25 protein-coding genes are annotated in these 18,854 nt (G+C 36.5%); all 25 read right to left on the bottom strand.

Annotation, left to right across the window (positions count from 1 at the left end):
* Window positions 1–562: 562 nt before the first annotated feature.
* The 25 genes from E7480_04375 to E7480_04255 all read right to left on the bottom strand — a co-directional run bounded on the left by E7480_04375 (window position 563) and on the right by E7480_04255 (window position 18,390).
* Entirely contained in the window at window positions 563–1,507 is a 945-nt protein-coding gene (locus E7480_04375; protein MBE6903827.1) for a DUF5050 domain-containing protein, read from the bottom strand.
* A 38-nt stretch (window positions 1,508–1,545) separates the two neighbouring features.
* Window positions 1,546–2,589: a hypothetical protein gene (locus E7480_04370; protein MBE6903826.1), complete on the bottom strand. Its 1,044-nt coding sequence runs from the start codon at window positions 2,587–2,589 to the stop codon at window positions 1,546–1,548.
* A gap of 62 nt (window positions 2,590–2,651) precedes the next feature.
* Window positions 2,652–3,830: a hypothetical protein gene (locus E7480_04365; protein MBE6903825.1), complete on the bottom strand. Its 1,179-nt coding sequence runs from the start codon at window positions 3,828–3,830 to the stop codon at window positions 2,652–2,654.
* A gap of 41 nt (window positions 3,831–3,871) precedes the next feature.
* Window positions 3,872–4,120 carry a hypothetical protein gene (locus E7480_04360; protein ID MBE6903824.1) on the bottom strand — a complete coding sequence of 83 codons (249 nt, stop codon included), beginning with the start codon at window positions 4,118–4,120 and terminating at the stop codon, window positions 3,872–3,874.
* 238 nt (window positions 4,121–4,358) lie between these two features.
* Complete coding sequence (locus E7480_04355) at window positions 4,359–4,835, bottom strand: hypothetical protein (protein MBE6903823.1); 477 nt, start codon at window positions 4,833–4,835, stop codon at window positions 4,359–4,361.
* A gap of 27 nt (window positions 4,836–4,862) precedes the next feature.
* The gene (locus tag E7480_04350) at window positions 4,863–5,471 is read right to left on the bottom strand and encodes a DUF1311 domain-containing protein (GenBank protein ID MBE6903822.1); all 609 of its coding nucleotides are present in this window, start codon (window positions 5,469–5,471) and stop codon (window positions 4,863–4,865) included.
* Window positions 5,472–5,484: 13 nt separating this feature from the next.
* Window positions 5,485–6,507: a hypothetical protein gene (locus tag E7480_04345; protein ID MBE6903821.1), complete on the bottom strand. Its 1,023-nt coding sequence runs from the start codon at window positions 6,505–6,507 to the stop codon at window positions 5,485–5,487.
* A 66-nt stretch (window positions 6,508–6,573) separates the two neighbouring features.
* Complete coding sequence (locus E7480_04340) at window positions 6,574–7,071, bottom strand: hypothetical protein (protein ID MBE6903820.1); 498 nt, start codon at window positions 7,069–7,071, stop codon at window positions 6,574–6,576.
* A 34-nt stretch (window positions 7,072–7,105) separates the two neighbouring features.
* Window positions 7,106–7,564, bottom strand: coding sequence for a hypothetical protein (locus tag E7480_04335; protein MBE6903819.1), 459 nt, complete (start codon window positions 7,562–7,564; stop codon window positions 7,106–7,108).
* A gap of 211 nt (window positions 7,565–7,775) precedes the next feature.
* Window positions 7,776–8,156, bottom strand: coding sequence for a 50S ribosomal protein L7/L12 (locus E7480_04330; GenBank protein MBE6903818.1), 381 nt, complete (start codon window positions 8,154–8,156; stop codon window positions 7,776–7,778).
* 47 nt (window positions 8,157–8,203) lie between these two features.
* The gene (locus E7480_04325; GenBank protein ID MBE6903817.1) at window positions 8,204–8,710 is read right to left on the bottom strand and encodes a 50S ribosomal protein L10; all 507 of its coding nucleotides are present in this window, start codon (window positions 8,708–8,710) and stop codon (window positions 8,204–8,206) included.
* A gap of 247 nt (window positions 8,711–8,957) precedes the next feature.
* Window positions 8,958–9,653 (bottom strand): 50S ribosomal protein L1, encoded by a 696-nt coding sequence (locus tag E7480_04320; GenBank protein ID MBE6903816.1) that lies wholly within the window; start codon window positions 9,651–9,653, stop codon window positions 8,958–8,960.
* An 85-nt stretch (window positions 9,654–9,738) separates the two neighbouring features.
* The gene (rplK, locus tag E7480_04315) at window positions 9,739–10,164 is read right to left on the bottom strand and encodes a 50S ribosomal protein L11 (GenBank protein MBE6903815.1); all 426 of its coding nucleotides are present in this window, start codon (window positions 10,162–10,164) and stop codon (window positions 9,739–9,741) included.
* 177 nt (window positions 10,165–10,341) lie between these two features.
* The gene (nusG, locus tag E7480_04310; GenBank protein MBE6903814.1) at window positions 10,342–10,866 is read right to left on the bottom strand and encodes a transcription termination/antitermination factor NusG; all 525 of its coding nucleotides are present in this window, start codon (window positions 10,864–10,866) and stop codon (window positions 10,342–10,344) included.
* Window positions 10,867–10,895: 29 nt separating this feature from the next.
* Window positions 10,896–11,114, bottom strand: a complete 219-nt coding sequence (gene secE / locus E7480_04305; GenBank protein MBE6903813.1) for a preprotein translocase subunit SecE — start codon at window positions 11,112–11,114, stop codon at window positions 10,896–10,898.
* Between the two features lie 20 nt (window positions 11,115–11,134).
* On the bottom strand, window positions 11,135–11,284 hold the full coding sequence (rpmG, locus tag E7480_04300; protein ID MBE6903812.1) for a 50S ribosomal protein L33: 150 nt from the start codon (window positions 11,282–11,284) through the stop codon (window positions 11,135–11,137).
* 546 nt (window positions 11,285–11,830) lie between these two features.
* Window positions 11,831–12,955 carry a DNA-protecting protein DprA gene (gene dprA / locus E7480_04295; GenBank protein ID MBE6903811.1) on the bottom strand — a complete coding sequence of 375 codons (1,125 nt, stop codon included), beginning with the start codon at window positions 12,953–12,955 and terminating at the stop codon, window positions 11,831–11,833.
* A 5-nt stretch (window positions 12,956–12,960) separates the two neighbouring features.
* Window positions 12,961–13,572 carry a uracil phosphoribosyltransferase gene (locus tag E7480_04290; protein ID MBE6903810.1) on the bottom strand — a complete coding sequence of 204 codons (612 nt, stop codon included), beginning with the start codon at window positions 13,570–13,572 and terminating at the stop codon, window positions 12,961–12,963.
* A 38-nt stretch (window positions 13,573–13,610) separates the two neighbouring features.
* Window positions 13,611–14,150, bottom strand: a complete 540-nt coding sequence (locus E7480_04285) for a D-lyxose/D-mannose family sugar isomerase (GenBank protein MBE6903809.1) — start codon at window positions 14,148–14,150, stop codon at window positions 13,611–13,613.
* A gap of 22 nt (window positions 14,151–14,172) precedes the next feature.
* A complete protein-coding gene (gene rpiB / locus E7480_04280; protein MBE6903808.1) occupies window positions 14,173–14,616 on the bottom strand; it encodes a ribose 5-phosphate isomerase B in 444 nt (147 codons plus the stop codon).
* A 30-nt stretch (window positions 14,617–14,646) separates the two neighbouring features.
* Window positions 14,647–15,315 carry a tRNA (adenosine(37)-N6)-threonylcarbamoyltransferase complex dimerization subunit type 1 TsaB gene (gene tsaB / locus E7480_04275; protein ID MBE6903807.1) on the bottom strand — a complete coding sequence of 223 codons (669 nt, stop codon included), beginning with the start codon at window positions 15,313–15,315 and terminating at the stop codon, window positions 14,647–14,649.
* Between the two features lie 23 nt (window positions 15,316–15,338).
* Complete coding sequence (locus tag E7480_04270; GenBank protein ID MBE6903806.1) at window positions 15,339–16,655, bottom strand: D-alanyl-D-alanine carboxypeptidase; 1,317 nt, start codon at window positions 16,653–16,655, stop codon at window positions 15,339–15,341.
* A 69-nt stretch (window positions 16,656–16,724) separates the two neighbouring features.
* Window positions 16,725–17,201 (bottom strand): 2-C-methyl-D-erythritol 2,4-cyclodiphosphate synthase, encoded by a 477-nt coding sequence (locus tag E7480_04265; protein MBE6903805.1) that lies wholly within the window; start codon window positions 17,199–17,201, stop codon window positions 16,725–16,727.
* On the bottom strand, window positions 17,189–17,893 hold the full coding sequence (gene ispD, locus E7480_04260; GenBank protein ID MBE6903804.1) for a 2-C-methyl-D-erythritol 4-phosphate cytidylyltransferase: 705 nt from the start codon (window positions 17,891–17,893) through the stop codon (window positions 17,189–17,191). The genes E7480_04265 and ispD overlap by 13 nt, the downstream gene beginning before the upstream one ends.
* Before the next feature lie 17 nt (window positions 17,894–17,910).
* The gene (locus E7480_04255) at window positions 17,911–18,390 is read right to left on the bottom strand and encodes a CarD family transcriptional regulator (protein ID MBE6903803.1); all 480 of its coding nucleotides are present in this window, start codon (window positions 18,388–18,390) and stop codon (window positions 17,911–17,913) included.
* Window positions 18,391–18,854: the final 464 nt, after the last annotated feature.

Genomic DNA, 18,854 nt, shown 5'->3' with positions numbered 1-18,854 from the left:
ACACGCCTTTTTTAAATCGTTTTATATGTTCTTTTTAATTACAAAAAAATAACACTTTTTTATGTGAAAAAACATCTCTTTTGCTTGCATTTATGCGACATCTTTCCAATTATCAATTATAATGGCTATCGTTAGTCGAAACCCCGCATTTTTGCGTGGTTTCGACACCAAATCTTTGATTTGGTGTCAAGTTTTCTTAGAAAACTTGACCATACCCATTTCAATAATTGTTGTGCAAAATAAATTCATAAAATTTATTTTGCATTAAGCCGATAAAATCGGCTTGTCGAAACGATTTTATCGCTTCGACAAACTACAATTATTATAGCACATTGATATAATTTTAACAAGACTTTATTTGTATTTTCCATATATTAAAGTTTTCTTTCTGCTAAAGAGGATATTTTTATTTAAAAATACACAAAAAAACCTTAAATTTTAACATTTTCGACTGTTATTTTTAAAAAAATACAGCTCGCAAAAACGCAAGTTGTATTTATCTTTTCCAAAACACTCAGAGAAAGTTATCTCCCCCTGAGTGTTTAAAAGAAATTTTCAAAAGCTATTCATATATAATAGTCTTTTCTTTAGTTTCAAGGTCTATCAATACTAATGTAGGGCTACCAGGATTTTTAGGATTATCTATCCATTCATAATAAGACATTATTCCGTCTGTAATATCAAGATAAAGTGCAGAAGCATCACATATTTTTTCGGTTTCCCCCGAAGCTATATCCAATGCGAGAATTTGATTTATTTTGTTATCGCATATATAAAGCTTTCCTCCCCAATCATTAAGTCTGAACACTTGTCCTGAATAAACAAGCTGCTCGTTCTTTCCGTCAAGGTCATAAGAAAATATATTTTGAGAATCATTGTGTACTATATATAATTTGTCATCAAAAATATGAAAGAGAAAAGCTTTGTCGGAAATCAAAGTTTTATCGCTTCCGTCTTTTGCAGACATCCTGTATAAATTCCTGCCTTCTGAAAATGCATTGCGTATGTAATAAATATAATTATCATAAACAGCATAATACCCAATATCGCTGATGTTGAAATCGACTGTTTTTTTTGTTTTAATATTGTACTTTGTTAAATTGCCATTAGATCCTTTCAGCATATAGATATCATCATTTACAATAAACAAATTACTGATAGTTGCATTTATCTCTGTGATGTCTGTAATTTTTTTAGTTTTCATATTCATTTTTTGTATATCGCTACCGCAAATAAAATACAAATCATCTTTTATAATATTTAGCTCAGATGCCTCCAACGGAATAGGATATTCCTCACAAGGACAGTCTTTTATGCACTTTAGTACACGCTTATTTTCTTCTGTTTCCTCAGACAAAAACACTCCACCGTTATAAGAAAGAAATCCCCCTGTATTCAAAAAATTACCTATGGTATTTCCGTAAATAATCTCCTTTTGCTGTGGTTGACAGGAAGAAAAACTCATAATAATAAGCACAAATAAAATAAACGGTATAATCTTTTTCATTCTATCTCTCCCTTTGCTAAAAGTCAGCAGCAACCATTTTAACCATTTAAACTACTGTTCAAAAAAATCTCTTTGAAATCTTTGCCGTCAAGAGTAACTCTGTAAAGTCCTGTAGGATAAGGTCCTTCAATCGGCTCATCTTCAGTACCTGAAGATACAGCATCCATATAGACATAATTCTTATAAACTTTAAGTCTTACCCATAAACCGTCATAAATTTTACTGTAAGTACCGTCATCAAGGTTGATTTTAACCGGTGTATAATAATTATTTACATAACAGTAATTATCTGCAAATCCGTTTCTTTCAATATTAGTCCATAAAGGAACAATTTGCAATTTTTTATTTTCTAAATTATAAATAAACGTTTCATTTGTATGCGTTTGTACCACTATATAATCCATGTAAAAATGCGAAATGAAAATTTTCTCTTTGTCTATTCCCGTTTCAATTACAGTTCTTTTATAACCGTCTAAATCACATTCATAAAAAACTTTCTCACTTTCGCTGTAATAGCGTATTTTATCTTTTAGTACAAAATATTTACTACCCACATCCGTTGCAATAGGCATCTGTTCTCCGCTGCTTTTAAGAAGACATAAAGTCCTCGATGAAGAAGATGTTAAATTTGTAATATAATAAATGTCATTATCGCAAGCGGTAATTGATTCTTCAAACACATAGCCGCTTAAAATAACCTCTTTTTCTGTTTTCTCTTTTGAAATATTATAAAAAGTCGCTCGGCTTTTATCGCTGTCTACCCTATCTCTATCAACAAAAACAGCGTATAAATCCTCATAATCAAGCAAACAAGCACTTCTATATTTGTTAATTTCATAGTAGTCTTCATAGGGAGCAATTTTAGTCGCCGTTTCTTCTTCAAGTCCTTTTTTATATACAACGCCGTAGTGAATAAAATAAATATATCCGTCACGTTCAACAACCTCTTTAGCAGTAACAATGTTGTTGTAAACCCTTGACTCAACAGCGCTTGAATTGTCATTCCCGCTCGGCTCTTTGCTCTGACACCCCGAAAAGCTCAACAAAACAATTATTGCCATAATAAAAGCAATCTTTTTCATTCTATCAACTCCTTTTTATAATATAAAAGGTTACGGTAGCAAAAGCCACTATTTTTATAGCTTTACTGTTCCTGCTTAACAATGTACTTTTCAACTTTTTCGTTCTTATATACAGGACAAGTGTACTGTAGCTTACCTTTAATTATCTGAGGAAAAATCAGATTATTATCTAATTTTGCTTTACCTACCTGCTTAAGCGCATCATATGAATAAATTTCAAGTGAAAAGCTGTTGGGATCAATTACATAAAGCTCATTATCAAATTCATCAATGAGAACAATTCGTTGGTTATCAAATTCAATAATCACTTTGCCGTTTTTTTCTACTACTGTATGCCATTTATTCTCACTATTGTAAGAAGCATTTTTGCAACTGTTATACGCAAAAATAGAATCATCTGACGATACAATCGGATTGCAGGCATCTTTTTTATAAAGAATTATATTTTTATCTTTGCTGTATTCGGCGCCAATGTTTCTTCGGTATATTTTGGGAGATAAATCTTTTTCAACCTCTTCATAATACAGATAATTCAAGCTGCAATCAGCCAATACATTTGTATATTTTTCTTTAAGCCAGCCACAGTTTAAAGCTCTTTCTACTCCTAAGCTGTTTTCTCCGTCTAAATAGTTCTCGTCAATATCCATTATTGCAACAGTATCACTATCCAAAAATTCATATTTTTCGGTTGCTTCTGTTGATATTGTAAAAAAGCTGTGTTTTATTGCCGCTATTTCACTCCATGCATTATACGGAAACTGTTGTGTTGCAACAATGCTTTTAGAAAACTCATTATATTTAATACAAAGGTTCACGGGATTGCGTTTAGTATGATAATCAGGTGCATCGGAAAATTCTTTTTTATTTTTATCTGCCAGAATTTTCCCCTCATTATCAACAATCGTTTTGTTTTCAGTCAGATAATAACTCGGCTCTATTTTATATAACAAAAGCCATTTATTTTCAGACATTTCTATTATCGGAGTGCTGCGTAAAGGGTTAAAAATATAAAAATCTGTAAATATTCTTTTGTTATATGTACCGTCCTCCGATAAGCAAAACATATTTTCAGAGTCCGACGGAATTACCATAAGCTTTTTATCAATGCTTGAAAACTCAACATTTTTACAGTTTTCATCAAGAGGTATACCTGAAAATTCAGAGGATGTTATATCAGAGCTCTGACAGCCCGAAAAGCTCAACAAAACAACTATTGCCATAATAAAAGCAATCTTTTTCATTCTATCAACTCCTTTTCGCTAACAAAACAACAACCGCTATCTTAATCAATCTTTTCGTTCAAATCTACATAAAAAACAATATCCGAATTGCTGTTTTTACCTATTAAACCGCAGTCTTTAAAATGCAAGTGCGTAAATCCTAACTCTTTTTTATCTTCATTTTCTATTTTAAATCGCTTAACTTCATCTTCAAATTTTGTCAAAGCACTTGCTAAAGTTTTTAATTCTTGATAATTAAGTAATATCTCAACACTATCGGTTTCTATATCCTTTTCGGCATAAATTTTCACAAAATCAACCTTTCCGTTTCCCTGCTGTATATCAGCCTTTATATTCTTTTATTCTCTTTATAATGACTATGTGGATGTCGAAATAGGTCAAAGCCTTATTTCGACTGCGAATTCTTTGAATTCGCAAACAATTACCAACGGTAATTGAACATATTCATTGAAATGAGTGTCGTGTGCAATTGAATAGTATGAAATTTCAATTGCACGAAGCCGATAAAATCGGCTTATTGAAACGCTTTTAAGCGTTTCGACAAACTCTCATTATAAGCTTATCATCAATTTTGCAATCTATATTTCGTTTTTGACATTCGTTAATAATTTCTGCCCATATTTTTCTGTATTCTAAAAAATTAAAGTCTATATATATCTTTTTGTCTTTTGAATGTATTGTCATTATTTCACTCATAGGAACAAATTTAGTTCCCGAGTATGATAATTTTTCTATTTCACTATATTGTATAAAAAGCTCACTTCCACTATCATAAAAAACAATTTTGTCATTTAATTCAATCGTTTGTGTAAACTGAGCCTTTATTTTTAAAAAAGCCGATATAAAAAAAACTATGTATGCAACCATAATTGCTCCAAATCCGCCAAATGTACTGTGTTTGCTGTTTTGTTTTATCATATAACAAGCTATACCACCACACAAAACTATTAAGCAACAAGTAATAAGCAATAAAACAACTTTAACAGTACTTTTTTTATATTTCATTTTATGCCCGCCTTTTCTCTGCTGTAATTATGCCTTGTTTTTAAAAGTAAGAGATTTATATTGGCTTTCGGAATCATACATTTCCGATTCAACAAGGTAATGCAAATACTTGATTTTTATTGTTCTTGCACGATATAATTTTGCTCTTTCAAGCGGAAACTTAAACCACAGCTCTGATGCAAAACCGCCGTTTTCATCTGTCATAATATCTTTATCGCAGGAAAGGGTGCTTTGAACATATTTTTCCCAATCCCTTTGCGATGTCAAAAGTTTTTCGAATTTTTCTTTTGATAAGACCTTTTCAATTTCGCTAAGAGAATATTCAAGCTCATCCTTCCACATTTCATAAATTGATATAGCGCCTGCTTCTAATTCTCTTGTTGTAACTAAGTCTTTTAAAATCAAATCCGCCTTTTTATCTATATCATTATACCGCATAGCATCATAAAAAGTACTGTCCGAACCAATAATATCGTAGACATCATATATGTTTTCTAAATATCCGTCATATGCTTCCGCAATCTGCGAAGATATATCACTTTCATTTATCTCAGATGAAGCACCCGGCTCTTTGCTCTGACACCCAGAAAAGCTCAACAAAACAGCTATTGCCATAATAAAAGCAATCTTTTTCATTCTATTAGCCCCTTTACCTATCCTTTGAAACTTTCGTTACTTGTTTTGTCTTAATATCAATTCTATAAAGTGAATTGTTTTTTGTACCGAACAGCCATTCGCCGTCAAATAAATACAATCGGTCAAAAACATCAGAACAAAGCTTGCTCTTTTCAAAGGTTAGCGTATTTATTGCCCACACTCCGTTGTTTTCATCTTTGATATCAGTTACGATTGAGCCGTTCGTTTTTGTAGCCTGAAAGGATAAAAACACATTATTATCGTCACAAATATAGCTTATCCTATTGTTTGCATATTGACTTTCAACAATAGAAACAGTTTTTATGCTTTTGTCGGTTAAATTAAGAAATTTCAATTCATTAGAGCTTCGATATAATATGTTATTTCCTTGGGGCATTACATAAAAAGGGTATTGGTCTATTTCGAAATCAATAATATTTTTTGTGTTGTAATCACTCAATGAAATTTCCACAAGCCATTTATCGTCATTGATAGCAAACAGCTTTTTCTTATGAATATAAAACTGCGTTATATTTTCATAAATAACTTTGCTCTCTTTTGACGATAAATCATATACGTAAAGCTTGTTTTTCCATTTTCCGTCATTATCATCGAAAATGCTGACAGAGCTATAAATGATATAATTTTGATACGCAATAAATTTATCAACATTATTTGCAATTTTAACGGTTTCGTTTTTGACAATATCTTTTGTCTGCAATTTATTATTTTTAACAAAAATAATTTGTTTGCTGTTGATTTGAAACGGAGCATCAATTTTATCAAAATAACTATAATTGCCATCATTGTCAACAACGGTTAATTTTGCACCCCATAAATTTGCTTTCAGCCAAGCAAATTGATTTTCTTTATAATCAATATAATTATCAAGTATATAATTATTATAGTTAATCTCTGTTATTGCTTGTGGGAGAATAGACAGCTTTTCATTTCTGTTAAATATTAAACCAATAGCAAAAATTGCTCCGATAGCTAACGCCGATACTATTGCTATAACTATTAACTTCTTTTTCACCCTATCTCTCCCCCTTTGCTAAAGCAGCAACCATTTTAACTACTGTTCAAAAAACCGCTTGTCAGTTTATTGTTTTTTTAATTTTTTATTTGATGCTACAAGATGACGTTCCCTATTGTTTGGAGAAAAAAATCTCCAAGATTCTTCTTTATCTTCGTTTGTTGCAAACACTATCCAACATACACCGAGGTCCAACCACAAATCATATTTTTCGCTTAAACTCACTCGTTTAATAGGTATGCCTATTAAACGCTCCATAACAGCATTGAATTTATCGCAAGGAGTATCATTTGAGAATATATCACTGTGTTTACTTTTATCTTTCCAAATTACTTCAAATGCACAGCAAACGTGTAAAGCAAAAGTGGGTATTTCTCTATCTTTACCGCCATATAAATCTACAGTCTTAAAAATTTCACCAAATCCAAAATCATAAAAAAACATATCAGGGCTTTTTATACCATAACACAGCGGTAAATTTACAAGATTGTGCTGTAACTCCAATAAATATTTTTTTCTTTTAAAATTTATCCATTTAAAAATAAAATTAAAATATTTTTTCACCCTATCTCCCCCTCTTAAAACAGTCCTTTTACTCTTACTGTGAAACCTTATGAAAAATGATTTTTTGACCTTTGGTAAAATAAGTTGTTTCTTCAACAACAATTGTAAAAGAGTCTTTTTTTACTTCTGAATAAGTCCAAGTTTCGTAATGTTCTTTAGGGCGTGTTGAGCCGTACTCTTCCTCAATGTTTTCTAAAGAATCAACGCAGGCAGAATAAAACAGCCCGCTAACAAAAGAGCACTCCATAGCAACTCCGTTTTGTTCAAAAAAAATCTTTCCATTGGTATTTTCGTCAATATAGATTGAAATTTCTCCGTTTTCGGAAACCCATACTGTGTTTTCTTGGTGTGATGGGCAGTTTTTATGATAAAAATAACGTTTCGCATGAGCGCTTATGAACAATATAGCACAAACAATAACAATTAAAGAAACTATAACGGAAAATGAAACAATAGCTATTTCAAAGACCTTTGATATTCTTCTGCTTCTCATAAGCTTACCTCCATAAAACAGCTCTTTTGTTTATTTTGTATTATTTAACATTACTTTATTGTAAAAAGTAGCTATAATGTTTGCAAATCTCATTTCTTTTATGTAAATATTATACCATTATGCTTGTATTATGTCAACATTTGGAAATGAAAAAACAGCCTGGGCTGTCATAATGACAGCTCAGGCTGTTATTGGTGAATTAAAGGCTAAATTACTTAAGTTCAACCTTTGCGCCAGCTTCTTCAAGCTTAGCTTTCATAGCTTCAGCATCTTCCTTGCTTACGCCTTCTTTAACTGTCTTGGGAGCGCCGTCAACAAGCTCTTTTGCTTCCTTAAGGCCAAGACCTGTAAGCTCACGAACAACCTTGATAACGTTGATTTTGGAAGCGCCAGCTTCAACGAGTTCAACGTTGAATTCTGTCTGCTCTGCTGCTGCGGGAGCTGCGCCGCCTGCTGCGGGAGCTGCACCTGCTGCTGCAACTGCTGCAGTTACGCCAAATTCTTCTTCAAGAGCTGATACGAGCTCGCTGAGCTCTAATACTGTAAGAGCCTTAACTTCTTCTATAAGTGCTAAAATCTTATCTGATGCCATTTTAATTTACCTCCGATTATTTTTTAATATGTTTTTTTAATTTTTAATTAAGCTTCAGCAGCTTCTTTTTTCTCTGCGATAGCTTTAATAACACAAGCAAGCTTTGTAATAGGAGCATTCAAGCCGCCCAATGTCATTGCAATAAGAGTTGTCTTGGAAGGAAGATTTGCTATTGATTTAATAAATGCAGCATCTACAACCTTGCCCTCGAAAATACCGCCTTTGAATACGAAATTTTCGTGTTCCTTTGCATACTCGTTCAATACTCTTGCAGGAGCGATTTCATCCTCCGCGCAAAGAGCCATAGCTGTTGTACCGTTAAGAATGGGATCAAGCTCGCTGTAACCAAGCTCGTTTGCAGCACGGCGAATAAGAGTATTCTTTGCTACGAAATAATCAACGTTATTTTCACGGAGCTTTGCACGAAGCTTTGTATCGTCCTCAACAGTGATACCTCTGTAATCAACAAGAACTGCTGATTTGGAAGCCTGCATTTTCTCTATAAGAGAAGCAACGACAGCTTTTTTCTGGTCTAAAACCTTTTCACTTGGCATTTAATTTCACCACCGTTTTTTTATTTTAAAATTGGAAAACAAAAACGCTCTCCCTGACAGCAAGCCAAAGAGAGCGCAAAATCACATTATGCGAAAAGCTCTTCCTCGGCGGGCGCTGTAAAAACAGACTTAACAACCTGCTGTCTGCGGACCGATAAAAATCGGTGAGCATTATGAACATCAAAAATGATGTTTTTTAGATACGCAAAACATTATACATCAAAGTATAACGTTTGTCAACCCTTTTTTACTCAGTTACTTTAGACTGATTGATTTTTATGCCAGGGCCCATTGTTGAAGCAACAACACAGCTCTTAATATACTGACCTTTTGCTGCTGCAGGCTTAGCCTTAACAATAGCGCCAAGTAATGCATAAAAGTTTTCAGCAAGCTTTTCGCCGCCGAAAGATACTTTTCCGATAGGGCAGTGAATGATATTTGTTTTGTCAAGTCTGTACTCGATTTTACCTGCTTTGATTTCTGCAATAGCCTTGGTAACATCCATAGTAACAGTACCTGCTTTGGGGTTAGGCATAAGTCCCTTAGGACCGAGCACCTTACCCAAACGACCTACAACGCCCATCATATCGGGAGTTGCAACTACAACGTCAAAATCAAACCAGTTGTCGTTCTGGATCTTCGGGATAAGCTCCTCTGCGCCTACGAAATCAGCACCTGCTGCCTCTGCTTCCTTAGCCTTGTCGCCCTTAGCGAAAACAAGAACTTTAACAGTTTTACCTGTTCCGTGAGGAAGTACGATAGCACCTCTAACCTGCTGGTCTGCGTGACGGGAGTCAACACCCAATTTAACATGAACTTCAACAGTTTCATCAAATTTAGCATGTGCAGCTTTAACAGCTATGTCAAGAGCCTCTGCGGGATCGTAGAGCTTTGACTTATCTATAAGCTTAACACTGTCTTGATATTTCTTTCCTCTTTTCAAAATATATCCTCCTTCGTGGTTTTTCGGAGCTTTTTGCCCCTCCCACTTATTTGCGTCGGAGCTTTATCCGACATGGCACACAAAATTAGTCAACAACCTCGATACCCATGCTGCGTGCTGTACCTGCAATCATACTTGCAGCTGATTCAACGCTGGATGCATTAAGGTCGGGCATTTTCTGTGTAGCGATAGCATTTACCTGCTCACGTGTAATTTTTGCAACCTTTGTCTTGTTGGGAACTCCTGAACCGCTTTCAATACCGCAAGCCTTTTTGATAAGAACTGCTGCAGGCGGAGTTTTTGTTATAAAGGAAAATGAACGGTCTGCATAAACGGTTATAACAACCGGAATTATAAGACCTGCGTCATTTTTTGTTCTTTCGTTGAATTCCTTTGTAAACTGCATAATGTTAACACCATGCTGACCTAATGCGGGGCCGACGGGGGGAGCAGGGGTTGCTTTTCCTGCCGGAATCTGAAGCTTAATAAAGCCTGTTACCTTTTGAGCCATTTCTTACACCTCCTTAAAAGATATGTGGTAAATTTCGAGAAATTTTAATTTCTCTCCCACTGTGAATGATTGTTGCTTGTACACAACACTCATTGCAAGGGTTATTGCCAAATCAATGATTTGGTGTTTAACCATTATAAAAACGCAAAACGCTTTTACCTTGGATAAAAACTTGATTTAATCTATAGCCAAAACCTGATTTAAATCAAGCTCAACGGGTGTTTCTCTGCCGAACATGGAAACGGTCACCCTTACCTTTTCCTTAATGATATCTATTTCCTCAACAACGCCGATAAAGCCGTCCAACGGACCGTCAACAACCTTGACATTGTCGCCTACGTTATAGCTTACTTCTATTACCTTCTTCTCTACGCCCAGTTCATATACCTCAGCCTCAGTAAGAGGAACAGGCACAGACTCAGGACCTACAAAAGAGGTTACGCCTCTGATGTTACGAACTATATACCAGGTATCGTCATTCATAACCATTTTTACTAAAACATAGCCGGGGAAAATTTTACGTTCAACCTCTTTGCGCTCGTTGTTCTCCTTTATTTCTTCAACGATTTCGGTAGGAACACGAACATCGCATATAAGGTTTTCGATTTTACGTATCTCCACTATTTTTTCGAGATTTGCCTTTACCTTGTTTTCATATCCCGAATAAGTGTGGACAACATACCATTTTGCTTCTTCTGACATAGCGGTATCATCCTGCTCTCTTCAGATAATTAAAAAAGTCCGATTATAAAACCGATACCCTTAGTGAATATAAAGTCAATAGCCGAAACGAGCAAGCCGCATACCAAAATACCGATGATAACAACGATACTGTTATTGATAATCTGCTTCTTTGCAGGCCAAACTATTTTCTTGAATTCACTCTTGCTTTCTTTAAGATAATTCTTGATTTTGCTAAAAAAGGACTTTTTTGTTGTTTCTGTAGACATTCAAACTTCCTCCTTTAACATTATTTTGTTTCTCTGTGAAGAGTGTGCTTACGACAAAATCTGCAATACTTGTTCATCTCAAGTCTGTCAGGATCGTTTTTCTTGTTCTTAATTGTGTCGTAATTGCGCTGCTTGCACTCTGTGCACGCTAAAGTAATTTTTACTCTCATTTTTCGGCACCTCCTGTTTTGCCTCCCTAATACTGCTGACACAGTACACTGTCAGAACGGTGCAAAAGCAGATTTTCTGCAACCGTATTTTTGCGCATAAAAAATCACTCGATACAATTTCCGCTGAAAAAAACAGCTCGGAAAACCGCATCTGTTAAAGGATTTTTTATGAAATTGATACATTACCTGACAAATAGGTAATGATACTATACCACATCTAAAAAGAAAATGCAAGCACTTTTTTTCTTTTGAGGAAAATTTGTGCCAAGTCAGGAGAAATTCATTGTCGATATGATGTAAATTCCTCACAAAATTTATATTGATGCGTTGCTATGCAACGCTGAAAATGAACAGTTCAAATGCAAAGCATTTTGTGAAGTTTTGAACATCCGTTCAAAGTGAAGTTGCTTACGCAGTGAAATTTTTGATTTTCAAAAATGAAGTTAAGTTTGCCATTCTGCCGCAAGGCAGAACTTCACTTACGAAGTAAACTTCACTATCTCAGATAACTTCACTTGCCCGTCAGGGCAAACTTAGTTGATGAATTCACTTAGTGAATTCATCATACCCAAGTCTTATAAATCCGCCTGCCTGACAAATAATCTTGTCTGCAATTTCAAGCTCAATTATAGAAACTGACAGCTCAGCTATGCTTATTTGAGAACGTTCCGACAGTTCGGAAATATGAATTGGAGTTTTAGAGAGAAAGCTTAAAACTCTTTGAGCCTCGGAACTGACTTCAAGCTCAGAAGTTTTTTCTTTTTTAATCTCCTTTTTATTTATTGAATAAATACCGTCATAATAATCAATTATATCCTGCGCTTTTGTTACCATAATTGCGCCGTCTTTAATAAGCAGGTTAGTTCCCGCACTTTGAGCGCTTGTTATTTCTCCGGGCACTGCAAAAATATCCTTACCCTGTTCAAGTGCCCAATGGGCAGTTATGAGAGCTCCGCTTCTTTCTCCCGCCTCTATAACAACCGTTCCTGCACAAAGACCCGAAATGATACGGTTTCTTACAGGAAAATTCTGACGAAAAGGCTTTGTAATAGGCGGATACTCACTTATAATTGCTCCGCTTTTTGAAATCCTGTTATAGATATCTCTATTTATATAAGGATAGGGATAGTCTGCCGATGAGCCAAGCACTGCCACCGTTTGACCTTGATTGTCAAGCACCTGTCTTTGCGCTGCTCCGTCAATACCCTCTGCCATTCCGCTGACTACAATAATTCCATTATCGGCAAGCTCCTGTGCGATATATTTAGCACAGAAAAAGCCGTATTCGGTAGGACGTCTTGTTCCTACCACAGCTATTGAAAATCCGTCAATGCCTTTAGGTATAACGCCTTTTACATATAGAACAGGACAAAGGGGCTTAATTGTTTTTAGCCTTTGAGGATATCTTTCATCCTCAAAGGCTATTATGTCAATTCCTTTATTCCTGCACAGCTCTGCAATTCTTTTTGCCTCACTCAAGTCCTTATTGCAAAAGAGCTGAGCATCTTTTTCCGACAATCCGTCAACATCAAGATAGTTGCTGAGCTTTGCCTTGTAGACAGCGGTAGCATCGTTTTTAAAATGCCCGAAAACCTTCGAGGTGCGAGCCGTTCCGACACCGCCGCAAAGAGTAAGCCATATATAATGAAGTGTCTTTTCGGCTTTTATCATAGTCCTTATTTTGTACCGAAAAGTCTGTCTCCGGCATCGCCCATTCCGGGAACGATATATCCGTGGTCGTTGAGCTTTTCATCAAGAGATGCGATATACATTTCAACGTCGGGATGATTTTCTTCAATAACTGCAATTCCCTCAGGTGCCGCAAAAAGATTGATAAGGGAAATTTTCTTTGCGCCGTGATTTTTAACAAACTGAATTGCCGCAGAAGCTGAAGCACCTGTTGCAAGCATAGGATCTATAATAAATACTTCTCTTTGCTCAATATCTGCGGGCAATTTGCAGTAATACTCAACAGGGCTGAGTGTTTCGGGGTCACGGTAAAGACCGATATGTCCTACCTTTGCGCTGGGGATAAGAGAAAGAATACCGTCAACCATACCTAAGCCTGCACGCAAAACAGGAACAACTGCCATTTTCTTTCCGCCTATTACCTTTGAGCGAGTTCTTGCTACAGGTGTCTCAACCTCGATTTCTTCCAAAGGAAGATTTCTTGTAGCCTCATAACACATAAGCATAGCAATTTCGTTTACAAGCTCACGGATTTGTTTACAGCCTGTGTTTTTATCTCTCAAAAGAGTAATTTTGTGCTGTACCAAGGGGTGAGTCATTATATGAGTTGTAGGTTTCATTTTTTATTCTCCTTATATTAGTCTTCTATTGTGGGAAGTCTTGAAATTCTTTCGTCGGTAAATACGTCGCACTCGTCATAGCTTGAGGTTGAAAATTCGGAAACTACAGCGCCCTCATCTCCTGCCTGGAACCAGTGTAATGTATTGGGAGCAAGAGTGTACTGCTGACCGGGTAATAATTTGATTTCGTGGAAAACTGTATATTTTCCTTCGGGATGCTGTACGGAAGGCTCCTTCTCCTTAGGACCGCTTACATATAAATATACTTCACCGAATCTGCATCTGAAAGTCTCTTCCTTGCCTATATATCCGATATTTTCTATCGGTACGTGAATGTGCTCAGGACAGGTCTGATTGGGAAGCATAGCAAGCTCTTTAGCACAGCATCTGTCGGTATTTACATAAGTAACTATTTCAAGACCTGTTTTGTAAATATCATCAAGTCCGAAATCTGCTATTTCAAGATTGTCTATCTCCTCCTGTGTCAGCACAATGTTTGCCTTCTTGTATATTTCCAGTGCCTTTTCTTTAACCTCGTTATAAAGTGATTTTTTCATAACTGTTCTCCTTTATATAAATTTATTTTTGCTTATTTTCTATTTTGGTAAAGCAAGCTATTCTTTCAGCGTGTCTTCCGCCTTCAAATTCAGTATCTAAGAACAAGTCAACCATATCGCAAGCAAGTCCGGGGCCTACTACACGACCGCCCATAGAAATAATGTTTGCGTCATTATGAAGTCTTGTCATACGTGCTGAGAAGGTATCTGAACAGCAAGCTGCTCTTATTCCGTTAACCTTGTTTGCGGCTATGGAAATTCCTATACCTGTTCCGCATACAAGAATACCTTTTTCACATTCTCCGCCCGCAACAGCATTTGCAACAGCTTCACCGAAATCGGCATAATTACAAGAGTCGGTGGAATAGGTTCCGTAATCCTTATATTCAATTTTTCTTTCGTCAAGATGTTTTTTAATTGCTTGTTTAAGCTCATAGCCGCCGTGGTCTGAACCGATAGCTATCATTGTAATTCTTTCCTTTCTTAACTTTAAAATCTAATTTATTTTAGCACCTCTTAAATAAAAAGGCAATAGTTTATCGGGTGAAATTATACTTTCTTCGTAATTTTTTTCAAGCGCCGCAAGCCCAACCCCCGATGCGTGCTGAAATCTTACGTTTTCGGGAAGTAAAAGAGCAAGCTTTTTTTCAAAGCTTTCATAGCAAAGCTCTGCTCCGTCCCCCATAAGATATATATCTTCTTTAAATTCGGAAAGTTCTTTATATAAATCCTCAACCGTAATTGCCCTATCTGGACAAAGACGGGTGATTTTGCCGTTTTCGCATCTGAAAAGAGCGTTATAAACTCTACTGCATCTTGCATCCATAGCAGGACATAGTATTCCCTTTAAATTAAGATGGGAATATGCCATTCCTTCTAAAGTGGAAACAGGAATACAGGGGATTTTTCTTGATGCCGCAAGTCCTTTCACCGTGCATATTCCTATTCTGACGCCTGTAAAGGAGCCGGGACCTATACTGATTGCAATAGCATCAATACTGTCCAAAGCTTGCCCTGACATTTCAAAAGCGCCCTCAATCATAGGTATAAGCGTCTGAGAATGAGTCAATCCGTTATTTATAAAAAATTCAGCAGTCAGCTTACCCTGTGTAAATATGGCACAGGATGCTGCAACCGCAGAGCATTCAACAGCCAATAAATTCATTTTTGCTTTTGCGCCGTCCTTTTTTAAAATTTAATTCTGCGTTTTACACGCTTGCGCTTACGCCTTGATTTGTTATAAAGAATGGTATAAATAATGTATAGAACAAAAAGTATTCCTATAATTATAGATATAACCCTTACCCATATGTTTTTGAAAAACAAATTGAGCTGATAAGAATAGTATAGCATAGCGCTTCTTGAAATATCCGACTGTGATATTAAATCTACGCTTCCGTATTCATACCCGTCATATTTAAGATACGCTTTTCCCACTACCTGACCCTTTTGAACAGGTGCCATAATGCTTTCGGGAATGTCAAAGGTTATCTCAAGCTTGTCACTTGAATAGTTTTTAGGTACAAGAGAGCTGAAATTTTCGCTGATAGCCAAAAGAGCAAAATCCTTTGTGTCAGACAGCTCAACCTTTATCTCGGTAACAGGCTCATTCTTTTTAACTAAGGTTACAACCTTATGATTGTTATAAAACCAGTTGAGCAAGGTTTTGCAATCTACAAAGGTATTGTTAAGAGCAGAGTTTTCCTGAGTTTTCTGACAGCCCATAACAACTACTATAACTCTTTCTAAAGCGTTCCCTATTTTTTTCTCTCCTATTGTAGCAAGACTTGCTCCGCCTTCCGCCGTAGCAGAGGTTTTAACACCCTTTGCAATAGAAGAATAATAATCGGAAACATTATTTATAAGTTGATTGTTGGAATAAATTCTTCTTGCTTCGTTTTTATTGGTTTTATCAATTTTATATACAGTGGCATCTGCAATATCCATAAAGCCGTCTAAGGAATACGCATATCCGACTATTTTCGCAACATCTCTGGCAGTGGTAAGCGCCGAAGCAGAATAAGTGCCCTGAGGATTTGTAAAGGTTGTGCTCTGCGCTCCTATCTCCTTAGCCTTTTCATTCATAAGCTTGACAAATTCTTCCTCTGTGCCCGATACAAACTCCGCAAGGATTGCCGCCGCTTCATTGGAGGTTGCCACCATAAGACAATACAGCAAATCCTCAACCGTCAGAATTTCGCCCTCTTTAATCTTTGCCGAGCTTATAGAGGTTATTCCTTTAAGCGCCTCTTCCGAAACCTCTACCTTTTGTGTCATATCAGGGTCTTTCTCAATGGCAAGAATTGCCGTCATTATTTTTGCCGCACAGCCAACAAATACCTTTTCGTCAGCATTTTTTTCAAAAGCGCTTATGCCCGTACCCATATGCAAAGCAATAGCAGATTGCGCATTTATTTCAGGCTGATTTGTTTCCTCTGCAAAAACGCAAAAAGAGCTGAAAAGAAATATAGCTGTAATTATAAACGTAAAAATTCTCAGCTTCACTCTTTTCACCTCTCCTTTTTTGAATACTAAATGTATTTATACATATAAAAACTACTGTTTGTAATCAAATTATTTGCTTTTAAGCATAGCAACTGCATATGAGCTTATTCCCAAGCCCTCACCTGTAAAGCCCATTTTTTCTTCGGTTGTAGCCTTTACATTTACTTGATTTATTGAAATTTCTAAAGTCTTTGCAATGTTTTCTCGCATTTGAACAATATGAGGCGCCATTTTCGGAGCCTGAGCAACAACAATAGAATCTATATTCTCAATAAAAAAGCCTTTTTCCTTAATAAGAGAAGCAACGTGCTTCAAAAGCAAAAGGCTGTCTGCCCCTTTGTATTTTTCGTCGCTGTCTGGAAAAAGCTTTCCTATATCGCCTAAGCATAAAGCTCCCAAAAGAGCATCCATAACAGCGTGTACTAAAACATCGGCGTCAGAATGGCCCAAAAGACCTTTTTCATAGGGAATATCAACCCCGCCTATTATAAGCTTTCTGCCCTCTACAAGTTTATGAACATCGTAGCCGTTTCCTATTCTGAACATTTATCACACCTGCTTGAAAAAATCTGTTGTGCAAAGAGAATATCCTCGGGAGTAGTTATTTTAATGTTGAGATAATCGCCTTCAACAATTTTAATTTTCACGCCTAAGCTTTCAATCAATTGACAGTCATCGGTATAGTCAGCCTTGTTTTTTTCGGCATTGTCTATTGCCTGACAATAAAGCTTATAGCTGAAAATCTGAGGAGTCTGAATATTTACAAGCTCATTACGGTTAACAGTAGCACAAATAAAGCCATTTTCGTCAACCTTTTTAACAGTATCCTTAACCTTTGTTCCGGGCGCCGCTGCATTGTACTCATACGCCGCCTCGCAAATTCTGTCAACAAGAGTGCCGTCTGCAAAGGGACGGGCGCCGTCGTGTATTGCAATAAAATCTGCATCCTTACAAAGCTCAACAGCCGCACGAACTGATTGCTGACGGGTGCTGCCGCCGGCAATTATGTCTGAAACCTTTGTTATTTTATTGTTATGCACCTGTTTTTTAATTTCATCAATAAACTCAGGGCGTGTAGAAATAATAATTCTGTCAATATTTTCAGCATCTTGAAATTGCTGCAGAGTATGCAAAAGAACAGGCTTTCCTACAAATTCAAGAAAAAGTTTGTTTTTATCCATTCCCATTCGGGAGCCGCTTCCCGCAGCCGCAATAACAGCAACAGTATATCTATTCAAAAAATCACATCTTTTAATCAATTTCTGCGAAGCATATCGGACAGACGCTTCTCAATTTCACTTTTGTCGGTGTCCAACGCCATTGAAAGCTCGCTAAGTAAAATTTGACGCGCTGTCTGATACATTTTTCTTTCCCCTGCAGACAGCCCCTTTGTCACGTTGCGAAGACAAAGATATTTATAAACTCTTGACACCTCATGCGCATCTCCGCTTTTAATGCGCTCAATGTTTTCTTTATAACGCTTGGACCAGTTATCATCAAAGTCGGTCTCCAAGGCTTCAAAGCCCTCAATAACAGAAAGAGCTGTCTCCTTCTCTATAATCTCTCTCATATGAGAAGAATCTGCTATTGTTTCGGGAATAGTAAGCTTAAGCCCACCTAAAAGACGAACAAAATAAACATCTATCTCTCCGCCTTCCGTTTCCTTACGGGTTATGCTCTCTATATAGCCTGCACCGTGCATAGGACATAAAACCTTATCTCCAACTTTAAACATAACAAAACCTCCTCAATGTAAACACAGCAAAAAGCCGCTTTTATACCATTAAATCATATATACATTATATAACTATTAAATATTTTTTTCAACGTCAAAAATAACAAATTTTGAAAAAATATTTTTTGCACTTTTTTTTAATTTAAAGCTATTGACTTTTAACTTCAAATGCGATATTCTAATTTGGCACAATATATGTATATACGGATACGTATCGAAGTGGGGACGTTTGCGACCGCCGCCTGTGGCGGATAAAGGGAGCAATAAGGAGTGGCAGCGGTCGAAATTTTGCGAAGCGAACAGCGAGCAGAAAATTTCGGGCACCGCAACAGGGGACGTTGCCGACCGCCGCCTGTGGCGGATAAAGGGAGCAATAAGGAGTGGCAGCGGTCGAAATTTTGCGAAGCGAACAGCGAGCAGAAAATTTCGGGCACCGCAACAGGGGACGTTGCCGACCGCCGCCT

This window comes from Oscillospiraceae bacterium, from assembly GCA_015067255.1.
In the GTDB taxonomy this organism is placed as follows: Bacteria; Bacillota; Clostridia; order Oscillospirales; family SIG519; genus SIG519.
Note: the sequence above shows the minus strand (reverse complement) of the source record. Positions and strands in the feature narration are given on the sequence as shown.